Origin of the sequence: Rhodanobacter sp. FW102-FHT14D06, from assembly GCF_043950705.1 — a bacterium.
In the GTDB taxonomy this organism is placed as follows: Bacteria; Pseudomonadota; Gammaproteobacteria; order Xanthomonadales; family Rhodanobacteraceae; genus Rhodanobacter.
In genome coordinates this window covers 746,508-762,269 of record NZ_CP170722.1, presented here as the reverse complement: position 1 = coordinate 762,269, position 15,762 = coordinate 746,508, and the positions used below count along the sequence as shown (strand labels likewise).

Here is a 15,762-nt window from a genome sequence, read left to right as displayed (position 1 = left end):
TCTCGCCGCGTCTGCCACGCGACGTCCGCTTCACCCAAGGAGACATCCATGAAGCTTTACAGTTTTTCCGGCTCGTGCGCGCTGGGCGCCAACATCGTGCTCGAATGGATCGGCCGGCCCTACGAATTGCAACTGCTGCAGAAGAATGATCTGGCGAGTCCGGCGATCCGCGCATTGAACCCGAACGGCCAGGTGCCGATCCTCGTCGACGACGGCTGGGCGCTCAACGAGAACGCCGCCATCCTCAACTACCTTGCCGACAAGTTCCCCGCCGCGAAGCTGGGCGGCGAACCCACCCCGCGCGGCCGCGCCGAGGTGAACCGCTGGCTGGCAATGATCAACTCCGACGTGCACCCGGCGTTCAAACCGCTGTTCGGCGCCACCAGCTACCTTGGCGACGAGGCGATGATCGAGAAGAGCAAGGACGCCGCGCGCCAGCAGCTGCGCACCTGGTTCGAGCGGCTGGACAAGCACCTGGAAGGACGCGACTGGCTGGCCGGCGAGCGTTCCATTGCCGACCCCTATCTGTTCGTCACCTTGCGCTGGACCCACGCGGTGAACGTGGACCTTGGCGGCCTCGCCAACTTGCAGGCATTCGAGCGACGCATGCGCGCCGACGCCGGCGTGCAGCGCGCGCTCAAGATGCAGCAGCTCGACCAGGCCCAGGGCTGAACAGCCGCGACGGGGTTGCCGCGAAACGGCCCTGGTGAGCACCCGGCAGGGGCCGCCGGGATGGCGGCAGCGCGGCGAGGGGTATTTCCTGCGCCGCCGTCATTTTCGTCCGTCTCTTCGGACGCGTGGCGCGTGTCTCGCAGGGCGGAAAGATACCCGCGCCGCGCATCCGCAACGTGGATGCCGAGTGGTTGCCTCAGGCCGCCGCAATCTCGACCGTCACGTGCACCAGCTCTTCGTGGACGGCCAGCTCGCGGCGGACGTCTTCGGCGCAGATGGCCGAGGTGGTGACCAATCCCAGGATGCAGGCGTAGCTGTCGCGGCCGACGCGCCAGACGTGCAGGTCGCTGACCGCCGCCGTGGCGAACTGATCGCGCACCACGTCGCGGATTTCATCGACCACCGGCTGGTCCATCTCGGCGTCCAGCAGGATCTTGCCGGACTCGCGCAGCAGGCCGAACGCCCAGCGCGCGACCAGGATCGAGCCGACGATGCCCATCACCGGATCGAGCCAGGCAGCACCGTATAGCTTGCCGCCGACCAGCGCGACGATGGCCAGCACGGAAGTTGCCGCGTCCGCGATGACGTGCAGGTAGGCCGCGCGCAGGTTCACGTCATGATGATGGTTGTCGTGCCCGTGGCCGTGATCGTGTCCATGCGCGTGCCCGTGCGCGTGGGGGTGCTCGCCCTTCAGCAGCCATGCGCACAGAAGGTTGACGCCCAGGCCGAGCACTGCGATCAGGATCGCGTCGTCGTAGTGGATCGTGGCGGGCACGAACAGCCTCTCCAGCGACTGCACCATCATCAGCGCGGCAACCACGGCGAGCAGCAGGGCGCTGCTGTAGCCGCCGAGTATCTCGATCTTCCAGGTGCCGAAGGCGAAGCGGCCGTCCTTCGCGTAGCGCCTGGCCAGCGCATAGGCCATCACCGAAAGTCCCATCGCCAGCGCATGCGAACTCATGTGCCAGCCGTCGGCCAGCAGGGCCATCGAGTTCAGCCAGTAGCCGCCCGCGATCTCCACCACCATCATCGCCGCCGTGATGTACACCACGCGCCGCGTGTTGCGCTCCGCCTTGGCGTCGACGTGGTTGAACTGGTGGCTGTGGGTGAATGCGGAGACGTCGGGGGCGGGCATGCTGCGTGCTCTGGTCATATACTCCCCCGCAGTATATGACGGGAGGCAGTCGCCGTGTCGCACATCCAGGAAAACCGCCGGAAGCTGGTCGCCCGCGTGCGCCGCATCAACGGCCAGCTGGCCTCGCTCGAACGCGCCATCGAAGGCGACACGGAATGTGGCGCCGTGCTGCAGCAGCTGGCAGCCGTGCGCGGCGCGGTCAACGGGCTGATCCTGCAGGTGATGGAGGGCCATCTGCGCTCGCACGTGGCCGGCCGCGGCAGCAGCAAACGGCAGGACGAACTCCTCCCGGTACTGGCGGTGTTGCGCAGCTACCTCAAGTAGCGGCGGTGCCTGCAACGGCATTTGCGGGCACCGAAGGACAGACCGTCATCGGCGGGCCTGATGGCCAGGTGCGGCAAGCCGGATTCGACCGCCTCGCCCCCTGTCGCGATTTCATGCGTTTCCGCAAGCTTTTGCGAATCAACCACTTGCATGCGTTTTTTTGACGGCTGCACGGATTATTCGCCGCCCCCGCGTGTTAGCGTCGAGGACTGGCGAGGCCAGGGATTCGTTGGGTGGGACCAGGGCCGCGTCACGGGATTCCGATTCGTCAATGACCGGAATTTTTCTGTTCGCACCATCAACCTCGGGGATCAACCATGCAGATGAAGAAGACTTCGCTGTGTCTGGCAATGGGGGCAATCTGGGCGCTGGCGTCCACGGTCGCAGCGGCGGCCGGCGTCGACTCGACGTGGAAGACGACGGCCACGCATGCGCACGTGCCGGCCGCGTCGGTGAACATGAGCAGCCTGGTGGCATCCAGCATGCCGCTGCACGTGCAGGTGACGCTGAAGATCCGGAACAAGGGTGCGCTCGACGATTTCATCGCCGCCGCACACAACCCGGCCAGCCCGCTGTTCCGCGCCAAGCTGCAGTCGAGCGACGTGGCCGCGAACTTCCTGCCGAGCCAGGCGCAGGCGCAGGCCGTGGCCGATTACCTGAGCCAGGCCGGCTTCAGCCACGTCAGCATATCGGCCAACCGCCTGCTGGTTTCGGCGGACGGTACCGCCGGCAATGCGGGGGCCGCGTTCGGCACGCGCTTGGTCAAGGCCACTGACGAGCACGGTCGCGCCGCCTTCGCCAACATCGACGACGCCAAGGTGCCGGCGGCACTGGCCGACGTCGTGCTGTCGGTGAGCGGCCTGCAGACGGTGACGCATCCGCACACCATGCTGGCCAAGGCTTCGACGCAGGGGCGCGTGGAGAAGGGCCGGCCGGGTGGTGGTGGCGGCGCGACCTTGGTCGGCCACAACCCGACCGCGTTTCCGACCATCTACAACGTGGGCGGCACCCCGACCGCTTCCACGGTGACGGTGGGCATCATCAGCGATGGCGACATGACCCAGCCGCTGAAGGATCTCAACCAGTTCACCAGCACCAACGGCCTGCCGGCAGTGAACACGCAGGTGGTGACGGTGAGCACGCCGGGTACCGACACCAGCGGCACGCCCGAGTGGGATCTGGACAGCCAGGACATCGTCGCGATGTCCGGCGGGGTCGGCAAGCTGATCTTCTACGCGGCCAACTCGCTTTCAAACAGCGATCTCACCGCCGCGTTCAACAAGGCGGTGAGCGACAACCAGGCACAGGTCGTCAACGTCTCGCTCGGCGAATGCGAAACCAGCGCCTACCAGGACGGCTCGATGGCGGCGGATGACCAGATCCTCGCGCTGGGCGTGGCGCAGGGCCAGACGTTCTCCATCTCGACCGGCGACTCCGGCTCGAACGAATGCACCAAGAAGCCGACCGGCACCACGCCGAGCTACCCGGCCAGTTCGCCGTACGTGGTGGCGGTGAGCGGTACGTCGCTGAGCACCGGCGCGTCGAACAGCTGGGTGAGCGAGACACTGTGGAGCGGCGCGGGCGGCAGCCCGAGTACGGTCGAACCGAAACCGAGCTGGCAGACCCAGGGCGGCGGCACTACCCGCGACGTGGCGGATGTGGCCTTCGACGCCGATCCCAACTCCGGTGCGATCATCATCGTCAATGGCAGCAATGCGCAGTACGGCGGCACCAGCCTGGCGGCACCGCTGTTCGCGGCCACCTGGGCCCGCATGCTCGCGGCGCATCCGACGCTGGGCTTCGCCGGGCCGCACCTGTACAGCGTATCCACCGCCAGCTATCACGACGTCACCTCCGGCAGCAATGGCGGTGAGACGGCGACGGTCGGCTGGGACTACGCCAGCGGCTTCGGCAGCGGCATCGTGAGTGCGCTGAACGCGGCCCTGTAAGTTCCGCGAGGCACCTGCGAGGGCGTTCGCCGGGAGGCGGGCGCCCTCGTCGCGTCGGGATGTTTTTGCATTCGAGGGCAGGAGCGCTCGCTCGCCTGCGGCAACTCAGTCGATGTAATCCACCTGAACCCCGGTGCGCCGGCTGAACTGCGCGGCGTTGGTCTGGACGGCGTTGAGGTTGGCGCCGCATTCCCCGCGCGATATGTGCACGGCTCGCACTTGCGCCGGGACCATGCGTACCCGCCGGAAGATGTGTGCCTCGATCAGCAGGTGGTTCTCCGCGCTGTCGGGCCGCGGATTGCCGTTGTGTGCGGAGGCCAGCAAGTCGGCCACCAGGGCTTTGGCGTTGGCCAGGTGGGTCGCGCTGGGGTTGGCCTGGTACTGCGATCGGGTCGCCAGCAGGATGGCGCCGCCGAACGTGTTGAAGCTCACCTGGTAAAGCTTGCCGCGATCGCCCTTCGCCTTGAAGCCGCTGCCGTTGGAGACCGGTGTGAAGGTGTCCATCGCAAAGTAGATCGCGTCCTTCTTGAAGCCGTCGTCCAGCTCGAACACGCTTTTGCCGTACTCGGTATTGGAGCCATGCACTCGGCGGCCGTAGTTCAGCGCCGCAAATACCTGGGAGTCCGCCGCCGCCCCGGGCGCACGCACATGGTTGGGGGAGTAATGCATGGTGGCCGGCGCCGTGGTGCCGCCCTGTTTCTTCACGTGCGGCAGCACCAGGCCGGCAGCGCCCACCTGGGTCTTGCCGTCGGCGAACTGGCCGTACAGCGCGTGACGGTCGGCCTTGGCCCGCACATGGGCCGGGTTTTTCGGGTCCTGGTTGGCGGTCAGCGCCGCATCGGTGGTATGCCGATCCCACATGGTGATGTATTCGTCGAAGCCGGGCCCCGTGCCGAACCAGCCGGTTGCGCTGAAATTGATCGTCAGCGGCGCCTGGTTGGCCAGGTTCTGCAACGGGGTCACCACGTTGGCCTTGAGCTCCTGGAGCAGGTCCGTTCCCAACCCGGCCTCGCTCTTGCCGCCAAGCACGCCGCCGACCTTGCGCACCAGGCCACCGGCGGACTTCACGCCGTTGCGCAGCACCAGCATCGTGCGCCAGCGATCCTTGATCTTCTTTGCCTTGCCGCCGAACGCTTCGCCCCACAGATCCCAGTCGTCGATGAGCTGGAAGATGTCGGCGGCCAACGTATTCGCCGGCCAGTAGCTGTCCACCTGCGTGATTCGACCGCCCACAAAGGTTTGTGCCGCAGCACTGCGCCATTCTCCGCTCATGGAATTTCCCCGGGTCAAGTGACGAAACGGCCATCCCCGCGTGGCGCGGCCGGCCCCCCAATCAGCCCGGCGATGGTACGCCGATGCGAGTTCGGTGCGCACGCGACATGCGCTGCGCGGCCGTCCCGCGGAGCATCCGTCCGGCGGCGCTCGTTGAGCGTCCGGGTGCAGTTTCCATGAGCCGGGACCCCGCTGCTGGCGCGTCGCTCAGTGCGATGCCGGGCGATGCCTGTGCACCTGCCGCGCCACCGGCACCAGCGCCAGCAACGCCACCACGGCAAAACCGGCACCGGCGAGGAAGGTGGCGCGCGAGCCGAACGCGTCCCACAGCGCGCCGGCCACCACGCTGGCTGCCAGCAGGGCCAGCCCGCCGACCAGGTTGAACATGCCGTACGCCGTGCCGCGCAGATCGGCCGGCGCGGCGTCGGCAACCATCGCCGCCAGCAGGCCCTGGGTCATGCCCATGTGCAGTCCCCACAACGCCACGCCCAGCGCCAGCCCCTCCAACCCGCCGACGAAGGCCAGCGCGAGATCCGCCAACACCAGCACCAGCACGCCCAGCGCGAGCAGCGTGCCGTGGTCGAAACGATCGGCCAGCACGCCGACCGGATAGGACGAGAGCGCATACACCACGTTCAACACCACCAGCACCAGCGGGATCAGCACCAGCCCCAGGCCCAGTTCCTGCGCGCGCAGCACCAGGAAGGCCTCGCTGAAACGGGCCAGGGTGAACACCGCGGCGATCGTCACCACGCCCCAGTACAGCGGCGGCAGACGTGCCAGCTCGGTGCGCGACAACGGCGAACGCGCCCGCCTGCTTTCCCGGTCGCCCGGCGCATCGCGCACGCCGAACACCACCAGCGCGAACGCGGCAAAGCCCGGCACCACCGCGAACCAGAACACCAGCGGGATGTTGTCGGCGGTCAGCCACATCAACGCGATCGCCAGCCCCGGGCCGAGGAACGCGCCGGTGGTGTCGAGCGACTGGCGCAGACCGAACGAGGCGCCACGCAACTCGGCCGGTGCCAGGTCGGCGATCAGCGCATCGCGCGGCGCGCCACGAATACCCTTGCCGACACGATCCACGAAGCGCGCCGCGACCACCCAGCCGAGCGTGCTCGCCAGCGGAAAGACCGGCTTGGTGCACGCGGCCAGCCCGTAGCCGATCGCCACCAGCAGCTTGCGCCGGCCGAGCCAGTCCGACAGCGCGCCGGAGAACACCTTGGTGATCGCCGCGGTGGATTCGGCGATGCCCTCGATCACGCCGACCGCGAGCGCCGAGGCACCAAGCGCGCCGACCAGGTACACCGGCAGCAGCGCGTGGATCATCTCCGAGGAGGTGTCCATCAGCATGGAGACCATGCCCAGCGCCCAGATGCCGGCCGGAATCCGGCGCAGCGCGGACGGCGTCTTCGCCGCGGCGTGGCGGGGTGCTTCCGGCTGCAGGCTCATCGCGGCGCCTCCTGGGAACTCGCGGGCAGCTCAAGCCGCCCGACGCCCGGGCAGGGTATAGCCGAAAGCGTGGCCGTGCTTGCCAGGCCGAGGCTCGCGGTCCGCAGGCAAGGGTTTTCGTCTGCAGGGGCGGCCGGGTCGCCTTCTATCCGGTATGGCCGGGAGAGGTTGCCGTCGCGCCGCGGCAGCGGCGCGAAATGGCAAAGCCGGCCTGAAGGGTGGCGGGCCGGACGTCTGGAGCGAAAAGAAGGCTGCGCGCCAGGCGCTTGCCGATATCGCGCAAGTACTTGGTGCGCAGCCACAACGGCGGCATCCATGCCGTTGCCTCCATTTGGCCTGCCGTCAGCTGGTGATCTCCAGTGCGAACGAGGCCGTCTCCGCATAGTCGTAACCCTGGATGCGGCCGCTGCCGGTGAAGTGTTTGGCGTACACGTGCAGGGTCACGCTGAAGGTGCACTTGCTCAGCACGACACTGGGCACCTGCGTGGTGTCGGTCAGCATGGTCTGGAACGTCTCGCTGCCGGAGGACACCGCGCCGCCGGTCTCGCCGACGTCGGTATGGTTGTTGCCGCCCGACGGTGCCGGGCCGAGCGCACCGCTGTTGCCGTTCAGGCCTCGCTGCCAGCCGATGCCGTAGTGCCACATGAACGAATTGCCGTCGCCGTTGCCGGCGTGCTCGACGCCGTGCAGGTGGTAGGCGCGGAAGCCGATGGCGAAGGTGCTCGCCGCCGGGCCCGTCATGAACTGGCACTGGCTGGTGTTGGCGACGCCGTTCTTGCGCAGGTCGACGATATCGCCGCCCACCGGCGTGTTGTCCACCCAGAACACGTGCGCCGCGTCGGCGAACGGTACCGGGTCGGTATCCACCGCGGACATCCAGCGGCGGAATTCGAACGGTTGCGCCGTGCCGGGCCCGCTTGCGCCGTTCGGCTTCACCCGGTTGCCGGCGGCATCGAACACTTCGATGACCAGCATGTACTTGCCGTCGGGGAACTGGCTTTGCGCCGTGTTCCAGCCCTGGTGGAACTGCCCGCTCAGGTAGCGGTGGTCGGGAGAGCTCCAGTACGGCACCTTGAACAGGTCGCTTTCCGCGCCGACCGTGGCCGGGCCCAGCAGTTCCGGTGCGCGCACCACGTCGCCGGGAATGTCCACCAGCTTGTCCCAGGTGACCGAGTCGTTCAGCACGATCGGCGCACCGACCGGCGTGCCGGCATCGCTCAGCGCAAACACCTTCAGGCGGTAGTACTTCACGAGCGGCTCCAGCTCCGGCGAGAACCACAGGCGCAGGCCCAGCCCGCCGCCCCACGGGCAGTCCGGCGCGTACGAGGTGGTGAAGGTGCCGTCGTCGGCATCCAGCGCGCCGACTTGCGACACCCCGGTCTGCACCGGGAAGTTGAAGTGGAAGCTGCCATAGCTGCCGACGTGCTCCAGCATCACGAACGGCAGGTTGCCGTTCGGCGGCGGCTCGCCCGGGCCGTCGGCGCAGACGCGCGCCTGCGGATCGTAGCTGTGGATGTCCGCCGTGCTGCCGGCGGCGAAATACTGGTGTGCGGCCAGCCCGTCGTAGACGACGTGCCAGGCGCCGTTGATCATCTGCCGCACGCGGTAGGCGTAGGTCGTGACGCAATGCTCGTGCGCCAGGTGGAACGGCGGGCGCAGGTAGCACAGGTCGAAACGGCCACCGGGCTGGATCATCGTCTCGCCGACCTTGCGCACCGAACAGTGGCAGAAGATCGGGTACAGGTACGGGCGCGCCAGCACGTACTCGCGCGCCGCATCTTCCGGCATCGCACGCAGCGCCAGGAAATCCTGGTGCAGGTTTTCCGGTGGCGTGGCGGCAAGATCGAACGCCGCCTTGCGCTGCTGGATGTCGCGCGCCGCGGCACGCAGCGAACGCGGGTCGAAGGGCGCCGGGTCCGGCCCGGGGATCGGGTCGGGGATCGGGTCCGGCAGCGGTATCGGCAGCACCGCGAGAATCTCGCGCAACCGGTCCAGCAGGTCCGGGATGCGGAACCAGCGGCAACAGCATTCGCGTTCGTAGACCTCCACGACGCCGTCGCACAGTGTCTCGCAACGCAGCGGGAAGCGCAGATGCGGGCGCAGCTCCGCGGTGATCGGCTTGATGCGCGCGACCTGGGCCAGCGCGTACATCGGCTGCAGACGGATATCGTCGAGCAGGTCCCAGAACCACGGCCGGCATTTGCTCACGGTGCCGCTGACGCACTGGAAACGGAAGTGGAAGCGGTTCCAGATATCCGGCCCCAGCACCAGTCCCTGCTTGCGCCACAGGTCGACCTGCTGCGCCACGCGGTAGCGCGCCAGGCTGTCCGTCGGCAATGTCCTGAAATCCTCGACGTCCGGTCCGAACGCGATGGCGCTGGCCTCGCCCGGGTCCAGCCGCAACAGCTTGCCGTCGTAACTGCCCAACTTCCTGATCGGGCGGCCGCTGACGTCCACATTGTACGCCGCAAAGCGCGGCGGCTGCTGTCCATCATCGAGTCCGACAAAGGTGACTGTCAGATCCAGCGGTTTTTCCTTTTCATTGCGACTGGCCATCGTGATCTCCGTGAAGCCTTGGCTGAAGACAGGTGTGTGGTGGCGCCCGTCCCGCGGCATCGGTGCGATCGCGACGCGCGGAACGGCGATGGCCGGCATCGGATTCGCGATGCCGCCATGACGATGGATGAGCAAGCCGTGTGCCACGGCCTTGCGTGCCGCGCGGGCGCGCCGCGCCTGCGCCGCGACGCCGCACGGCGCGGGCGCATGGGGCAGGGGTGACCCGGATTCGATATGCGCTGGGTGGCGCGTTACCCGCGCGGTACGCGCGATGACTGCACGGGGTTGTGCCCCGCGGGTTCGGCTTCAGGCACGTCATCCACGCGCTGGAAACACAAACCGTCTACCCTTGGTTGCGCGTGCGCGAAGACGTGGCGCACGCGCTGGAGCAGCATGGATTTGCGAGGCGCCTGCCGAGGCCCATGCACGAACCCGGAAGAAACGCATGTCCGTTGAACGAGGTGATCACGTCGCCAACTGGTTCCAGGCCGGCGGACAGAACTACGCCAGATTCCGCCCGGAGTACCCTCCGGCGCTGGCCGCCTTCCTGGCGCAGGCCGCGCCCGACACCCGCCTTGCCGTCGATGTCGGCTGTGGCAGCGGCCAGTTGACGGCGCAGCTCGGTGCGCACTTCGACGCCGTGCTCGGCCTCGATCCCAGCGTCGACCAGATCGCACACGCGCCAGTCAGCGAACGCGTGCGGTATGCCCAGGCCGCCGCCGAACACCTGCCCGTGCCCGATCGCAGCGCGAGCCTGGTGACTGCCGCGCAAGCCGCCCATTGGTTCGACCTCGCCGCGTTCCATGCCGAGGTCCGGCGCATCGCCCGGCCCGGCGCCCTGCTGGCGTTGGTCAGTTACGGCGTGCCGAAACTGGACGAGGAGCTGGATGCGTGCTTCCTGCGCTTCTACCGCGAGGGCATCGGCCGCTTCTGGCCGCCGGAACGGCAGCTGGTCGACCGCGGCTACGCGGACCTCGACTTTCCATTCGCGGAGTTCCCGCCGCCCGCGATGGCGATACGGAAAACATGGTCGCTCGGCGAGCTCATGGGCTACATCGCGACCTGGTCGGCGGTGAAACATGCCGTGAAGGAAGGCCATGGTCAGCTGATCGAGCGTTTCTCGACGGAGCTGGCCGCGCGCTGGGGCGATCCGGAAACGCGACGGCCGGTGACCTGGCCCATCAACATGCGCACGGGGATCGTGTGAGCCTGTCGAAGGGGATGGAAACATCCAGCGGCTCCGGATGCGCCCGGAGCAGCGCGGGCATTGCCCGGCAGCTTTCCGTCACCGTCGCGGACATCACGTTCACCATTGCGGTTTCCGACATGGACGTTCCCGCGTGCCCGCAGGAGCGCACCTTGTGCGCGATGCTCTTGCTCGTGACACCCCAACGCGAAGAGCGGTCGATCGTCTTCGGCGACCGAGTCACTTTTCTCTTGCGCGGCCAGCAGAACCGCAGCCAGAAGAGAAGGCCGCCCCGCTTGGCGCTTGCCGGCCTCCTGTCCGGCAAGTCCGTGAGCCGGGGCCGGGTTTTTCGCCAGGGCCGACCTGCTCAGATCGCCAGCCAGACGTAGCAGTAGAGCGTGTCGTTGTCCCTGGCGTTGCGCGCTGCGCCGTCGACGCCGTGCACGCGCCCGCTGAAACGGTTGAACCAGGTGTATTCCAGGCCCAGCCGCACGTTGGCCCAGGGTTGATGCCACGAGCCGGACTGGCCGAACGGGCTGTAGTCGAACTCGACGCTTTCGCCCTGGGTGTTCGGCGAGCCGTCGTTGCCGTAGAGCGTGACGTCCCTGCTGCCGTTGTCGACGAACGACGCCAGGGTCACGCCATAGGTGTGGCGGTACCAGTAGCTGCCCTTGAGGTTGAGCGACTGCAGCGTGTCGTGCAGATGGTCCGATCCGCCATCGCCGTAGGTGGCATCCAGGCGCTGGCTCTCGTGGACGTACAGCCCGTCGACGGTGACGACGTGGTCGCCATTGGCGTACATGTAGCTGGAATCCACGCCGAAGTCGCGGAACCGGTCGGTCGGCCCGGGCAGCGCGACCGCGTCGCCGACTGCGTTGGGGCCAGCCAGTCCGCGGCGCATGTCCAGCATGAACCCGCCGAGGGAGAGGCTGCCGGTGGGCAGGTTCCACGTGTAGGCCACCCGCGTGTATGGCGTGACCCCGCTCAGGCGGCCGTCGTAGCCGGCATTGACGTGCCGCAGGAACGCCGGCGACAGCGAGCGGTAGCCGCCAGCCTCCAGGTACCACGCGCCGTCCAGTTGCACGTAGGCGCTGGCGCCGATCACCTGACCGCCCAGGCCGCCGAACAACATCGGCTGAGCCGGGGCGCCGGGCGCCAGATCCGCCGACATGTACGGGTACATCCACGCCGGCGCGGTGTTGAACACGTCGCTGACGGTGGGGTTGTTGTTGACCGAGATGCCCCAGATGCCGCTGTGTTTGCCATGGCTGAACATGCGCGCATAGCGCCAGTCCACGTTGTCCCAGCCGAGCAGGCCGCCGTTCTCGGAGTAGGTCGCCTGCGCGAAGACGCCGGTGTGCTCGCTCAACCGCCCGGCCAGAAACACCGACGCCTGCTGCAGCTCGGTGTTGTCGTTGGTGCCGAAGCCCTTGGCTGGAGCTTCCGCCTGGGCTTTCTGCGTGTGCGTGAACGACTCCACCAGCATCGCCGAAAGCGGCACGTCGGTCTGCTCGCCGACCTTCATGGTGTAGCCCATCAGCTTGAACTGGCGCCCGAACTGGGTCAGCTCCGGCCCGAAGCCGCCCACATGGCAGGCTACGCACGGTTGCTGCGTCTGCCGCGCGTACGAGGGCACCGCCGATGCCGGGGTGGGTATCCCCAGCCATGCGAGCACGATCAGCGCGATCCAGCGCGGTGGTCGGGCGAAGGCAGTGAACCGGCTCGCAATGAGGCTGTTCCGGCAAGCGTTCATGACATGCTCCCCACGATTCCAGTGTGATGGCTGGATACGGGGGCAGTCTTTGCCGATCGGATGCCCGCGATATTGACGTCCATCAAACGCCGGCGATACGTCTCTCGCGTGCAAGGCCGCAGGCGCTTGAGCGGCCCGCGGAATATCACCGGGCCATCACGGGCGCACCCGATCGGCGGCCACCGGCGCAAGAAAAACATGCAGGAAATTGCGAATCGCCACGCGGGGACAGCGGCGCAAGATTCGCCCGCAGCGCACGTTCGGGCGATCGCTTCCGGCCGATGGCGGCATGACCTGCAGCGTGCTGTCGATGGATTCGTTCGCCTTCGGCCTGCCGGAAGCCAGCCCGGCCCGAGCATGGCCGGCAGCCACGCCTTGGCTCGCACGCAGGCATTGCGCCACACTGCGGCAGTTCCCGACGCCGGCATGCCGATGCGCATCTTCTCCCACACCTGCTCCAACACCGAGATCGTCTGCGCGCTGGGCTGCGCCGACCAGCTGGTTGGCGTGGATGCCGATTCCGATTACCCGCCCGACGTGGTGGCGCGGTTGCCCAGCACCGGGCGCGATCTGGATCTGGACGTGGAGGCGGTGCAGGCGCTGGAACCGGACCTGGTGCTGAGTTCGCTGACCGTGCCGGGGCACGAGCAGGTGGTCGCCGAGCTGCATGCGGCGGGGCTGGCCACTCTGGTGTGCGATCCGCAATCACTGGATGACGTGTACGACGACATCCGGCGCATCGCCGCCGCGTTGGGCGTGGTCGAACGCGGCGCCTCGCTGGTGGCGTCGATGCGCGCGGCGATGCCGGCGGCGGAGGTGCCCGGCGCGCGTCCGCGCGTACTGGTGGAGTGGTGGCCCAAGCCGGTGATCGCGGTGGCCCGGCAGTCGTGGGTGAACGACATCATCCACCTTGCCGGCGGCATCAACCCGTGGGGCGAGGTGGATGCCCGCAGCGTGCCGCTGCACTATGCCGACGCGGCGGCCGAGCGCCCCGACATCGTGGTGATGAGCTGGTGCGGCGTGAAGGTGGAGAACTACCGCGCCGACAAGGTGCGCGGGCGCCCGGACTGGGCCGAGGTGCCGGCAGTGCAGCACGACCGCATCCATGCGATCAGCGAGGCCTACCTCGGCCGACCCGGTCCACGGCTGGTCGAGGGCTATCGGCAGTTGCGCGCCGCCATCGTGGCTGCCGGCTCCCCCGCGATGCCATGACTCGGCCCGCATCCCGCCCGCCGTCGCCCGCTGCAAGGCCGCCCGCACTGGTGTGATCGACGCTCCGCCAATGGGGAGCGAATGCGATGGGCAAGTGGACACAGACAGTGACCGCCAAGGTGCTGGGGGTCGGGTTGCTGGCGTTGCTGATGACGATACCGCTGCTGCAAGTGCGTGGCCTGGTCAGTGAGCGCCAGCAGCTGCGCACGACGGCGATCACGCAGATCGCGCAGGGTTGGGGCGGCAAGCAGGTGCTGGGCGGGCCGCTGCTGGTGGTGCCGACGCTGCGCGAGGTGACGCCGGCGGGTGCCACCACGCCGCAGTGGCAGGCCGGCAGCGAAAGCATCCTGGCCGACACGCTGGCGATGGACGTGGCGATGAGCGTGGACACACGCAGCTACGGCATCTACAGCGCGCCGGTGTACGTGGCCACGGTGAAGCTGGCTGCGCAGTTCCGCGCGCAGGATCTGGCCCAGTTCCGCCGCGCCAGCGATGCGCCGTGGCGGGCCGGCAAGGCCGAGCTGCGGTTGGCGCTGGCCGACCTGCGTGGCCTGCAGGAAGTGAGCGAGCTGCGCATCAACGGCCAGCCGGCACGCTTCGAATCCTCCGCCGAGCGGCTCGGCCCGTGGCCGAACGTGGTGGTGCCGATCGACCTGGATGCGCTGGGCGCCCAGCCGGTCGACGTGCAGATCACCTTGAAGCTCGCCGGCACCGAGGCGTTGCAATGGCTGCCGCTGGCGCGCAGCACCGACGTCAAGATGCACGCGCCGTGGAACGATCCCAGCTTCATCGGCGCGGCGCTGCCGCTGGAACACAGGATCGACGCCACCGGATTCAGCGCACGCTGGCATCTGCTCGACCTCAACCGCAGCTACGGCCAGCACTGGACCGATCGCGAGCACATCGACGCCGCGCTGGCGTCGTCGAGTTTCGGCGTGCAGCTTTACCAGCCGGTCGACGTGTACCAGCGCAACGTGCGCGCGGGGAAATACGGGCTGCTGTTCATCGCGATGACCTTCGTGGCGTTCTTCCTGTTCGAGGTGCTCAAGCGGCTGCGCGTGCATCCGGTGCAATACCTGCTGGTCGGCGCGGCGCTGGCCACGTTCTACGTGGTGCTGCTGGCGTTGTCCGAACAGGTCGGGTTCGGTCCGGCCTATGCGCTGGCCGCCGCCGCGGTGGTGCTGCTGGTGGGCGGCTATGCGATGGCGGTGCTACGCGCGCGGCGCGCCGGCGCGTTGCTCGGCGGCGTGCTCGGCCTGATCTACGCGATGCTGTACGGGTTGATCGCCGCCGAGCAATACGCGCTGCTGGTCGGCGCGCTGGTGTTGCTGGCGGTGGTCGGCCTGATGATGTTCCTGACTCGGCGCATCGACTGGTATGCCTGTGGCCCCGCGTCGGGCGAGTCGCCAGCCGCTATCATGGAGCGATCATGAACCTGCTTGCGATCGAAACCGCCACCGAAGCCTGCTCCGTCGCCCTGATCCACGGCGAAGAACTGATCGCCCGCAGCGAAATCGCGCCGCGCCGGCACACCGAGCTGGTGCTGCCGATGGCCGACGCGCTGCTGGCCGAAGCCGGCATCGGCCGCCACGCGCTCGACGCGATCGCGGTGGGCCGCGGCCCCGGCGCGTTCACCGGCGTGCGCCTGGGCGTGTCGCTGGCGCAGGGCATGGCGTTGGCGCTGGACTTGCCGGTAGTCACCATTTCCTCGCTGGCCGCGCTGGCGCTGGAGGCGCCGGAAGAAGCGGGCACCGCGATCCTCGCCGTGATCGACGCGCGCATGGGCGAGATCTACGCCGCCAGCTATCGCCGCGACGACAACGGCGGCCTGCTGGCGCTGGACGAGGAGCGCATCTGCACCGCCGAGACCCTGGAGCTGCCCGTGGCCGCCGCCTGGCAGGTGGTCGGCAGCGGTTGGGCCACGTATGCGCCGACGATCAGCCAGCGCCTCAGCGGTGCGCTGCATTCGGCTGATGGCCTGCGCTATCCGCAGGCCGCGCATGTTGCCGAACTGGCGCTGCGCGAGTTCCGCGCCGGTCACCTGCTGGCGCCGGAGCAGGCCTTGCCGGTGTACCTGCGCGACAAGGTGGCGTTGACCCTGGCGGAGCAGGGGCGGGCCTGAGGCTCCCGCGGCGAGCACCCGCGATCGCGCGGTCATCGTCGCATAGCATGTTCCGCGCCAGCAGCGCCCGGCGAGACCCCCGTTTCCCGGAATTTATTTTCTGCCGAGGGCCCGCCGGCGGCCGGATGG

Annotated in this window: 14 protein-coding genes; 8 read left to right on the top strand and 6 right to left on the bottom strand. The window is 68.3% G+C overall.

The window, feature by feature from the left end:
• Positions 1-48 precede the first annotated feature (48 nt).
• Positions 49-672 (top strand): glutathione S-transferase family protein, encoded by a 624-nt coding sequence (locus ACFCQI_RS03835; RefSeq protein ID WP_395120059.1) that lies wholly within the window; start codon positions 49-51, stop codon positions 670-672.
• Positions 673-868: 196 nt separating this feature from the next.
• On the opposite strand, the gene dmeF is transcribed toward ACFCQI_RS03835, so the two are convergent.
• On the bottom strand, positions 869-1,807 hold the full coding sequence (dmeF, locus tag ACFCQI_RS03830) for a CDF family Co(II)/Ni(II) efflux transporter DmeF (protein WP_395120058.1): 939 nt from the start codon (positions 1,805-1,807) through the stop codon (positions 869-871).
• A 54-nt stretch (positions 1,808-1,861) separates the two neighbouring features.
• On the opposite strand from dmeF, the gene ACFCQI_RS03825 reads away from it, so the two are divergent.
• Together ACFCQI_RS03825 and ACFCQI_RS03820 are read left to right on the top strand one after the other, a co-directional pair.
• Positions 1,862-2,131, top strand: a complete 270-nt coding sequence (locus ACFCQI_RS03825) for a metal/formaldehyde-sensitive transcriptional repressor (RefSeq protein ID WP_395120057.1) — start codon at positions 1,862-1,864, stop codon at positions 2,129-2,131.
• Positions 2,132-2,448: 317 nt separating this feature from the next.
• Positions 2,449-4,080, top strand: coding sequence for a protease pro-enzyme activation domain-containing protein (locus ACFCQI_RS03820; RefSeq protein ID WP_395120056.1), 1,632 nt, complete (start codon positions 2,449-2,451; stop codon positions 4,078-4,080).
• A 105-nt stretch (positions 4,081-4,185) separates the two neighbouring features.
• Here ACFCQI_RS03820 and ACFCQI_RS03815 read toward each other — a convergent pair whose 3' ends face one another.
• From ACFCQI_RS03815 to ACFCQI_RS03805, 3 genes are all read right to left on the bottom strand, one after another.
• Positions 4,186-5,352, bottom strand: coding sequence for a hypothetical protein (locus tag ACFCQI_RS03815; RefSeq protein ID WP_395120055.1), 1,167 nt, complete (start codon positions 5,350-5,352; stop codon positions 4,186-4,188).
• A gap of 207 nt (positions 5,353-5,559) precedes the next feature.
• Positions 5,560-6,804, bottom strand: coding sequence for an MFS transporter (locus tag ACFCQI_RS03810; RefSeq protein ID WP_395120054.1), 1,245 nt, complete (start codon positions 6,802-6,804; stop codon positions 5,560-5,562).
• A gap of 342 nt (positions 6,805-7,146) precedes the next feature.
• On the bottom strand, positions 7,147-9,360 hold the full coding sequence (locus ACFCQI_RS03805; protein ID WP_395120053.1) for a hypothetical protein: 2,214 nt from the start codon (positions 9,358-9,360) through the stop codon (positions 7,147-7,149).
• Positions 9,361-9,805: 445 nt separating this feature from the next.
• On the opposite strand from ACFCQI_RS03805, the gene ACFCQI_RS03800 reads away from it, so the two are divergent.
• Complete coding sequence (locus ACFCQI_RS03800) at positions 9,806-10,567, top strand: class I SAM-dependent methyltransferase (RefSeq protein ID WP_395120052.1); 762 nt, start codon at positions 9,806-9,808, stop codon at positions 10,565-10,567.
• The gene (locus ACFCQI_RS03795) at positions 10,564-10,935 is read left to right on the top strand and encodes a hypothetical protein (protein WP_395120051.1); all 372 of its coding nucleotides are present in this window, start codon (positions 10,564-10,566) and stop codon (positions 10,933-10,935) included. The genes ACFCQI_RS03800 and ACFCQI_RS03795 overlap by 4 nt, the downstream gene beginning before the upstream one ends.
• Here ACFCQI_RS03795 and ACFCQI_RS03790 read toward each other — a convergent pair.
• Positions 10,914-12,299 (bottom strand): cytochrome C, encoded by a 1,386-nt coding sequence (locus tag ACFCQI_RS03790; protein WP_395120050.1) that lies wholly within the window; start codon positions 12,297-12,299, stop codon positions 10,914-10,916. The two genes, ACFCQI_RS03795 and ACFCQI_RS03790, sit on opposite strands and share 22 nt — an antisense overlap.
• A 156-nt stretch (positions 12,300-12,455) precedes the next feature.
• Positions 12,456-12,671 carry a hypothetical protein gene (locus ACFCQI_RS03785; protein ID WP_395120049.1) on the bottom strand — a complete coding sequence of 72 codons (216 nt, stop codon included), beginning with the start codon at positions 12,669-12,671 and terminating at the stop codon, positions 12,456-12,458.
• 54 nt (positions 12,672-12,725) lie between these two features.
• On the opposite strand from ACFCQI_RS03785, the gene ACFCQI_RS03780 reads away from it, so the two are divergent.
• The 3 genes from ACFCQI_RS03780 to tsaB all read left to right on the top strand — a co-directional run bounded on the left by ACFCQI_RS03780 (position 12,726) and on the right by tsaB (position 15,633).
• Entirely contained in the window at positions 12,726-13,511 is a 786-nt protein-coding gene (locus tag ACFCQI_RS03780; RefSeq protein ID WP_395120048.1) for an ABC transporter substrate-binding protein, read from the top strand.
• Positions 13,512-13,597: 86 nt separating this feature from the next.
• Entirely contained in the window at positions 13,598-14,944 is a 1,347-nt protein-coding gene (gene creD, locus ACFCQI_RS03775; RefSeq protein WP_395120047.1) for a cell envelope integrity protein CreD, read from the top strand.
• On the top strand, positions 14,941-15,633 hold the full coding sequence (gene tsaB, locus ACFCQI_RS03770) for a tRNA (adenosine(37)-N6)-threonylcarbamoyltransferase complex dimerization subunit type 1 TsaB (protein ID WP_395120046.1): 693 nt from the start codon (positions 14,941-14,943) through the stop codon (positions 15,631-15,633). Before creD ends, tsaB begins: the two co-directional genes overlap by 4 nt.
• Positions 15,634-15,762 lie beyond the last annotated feature (129 nt).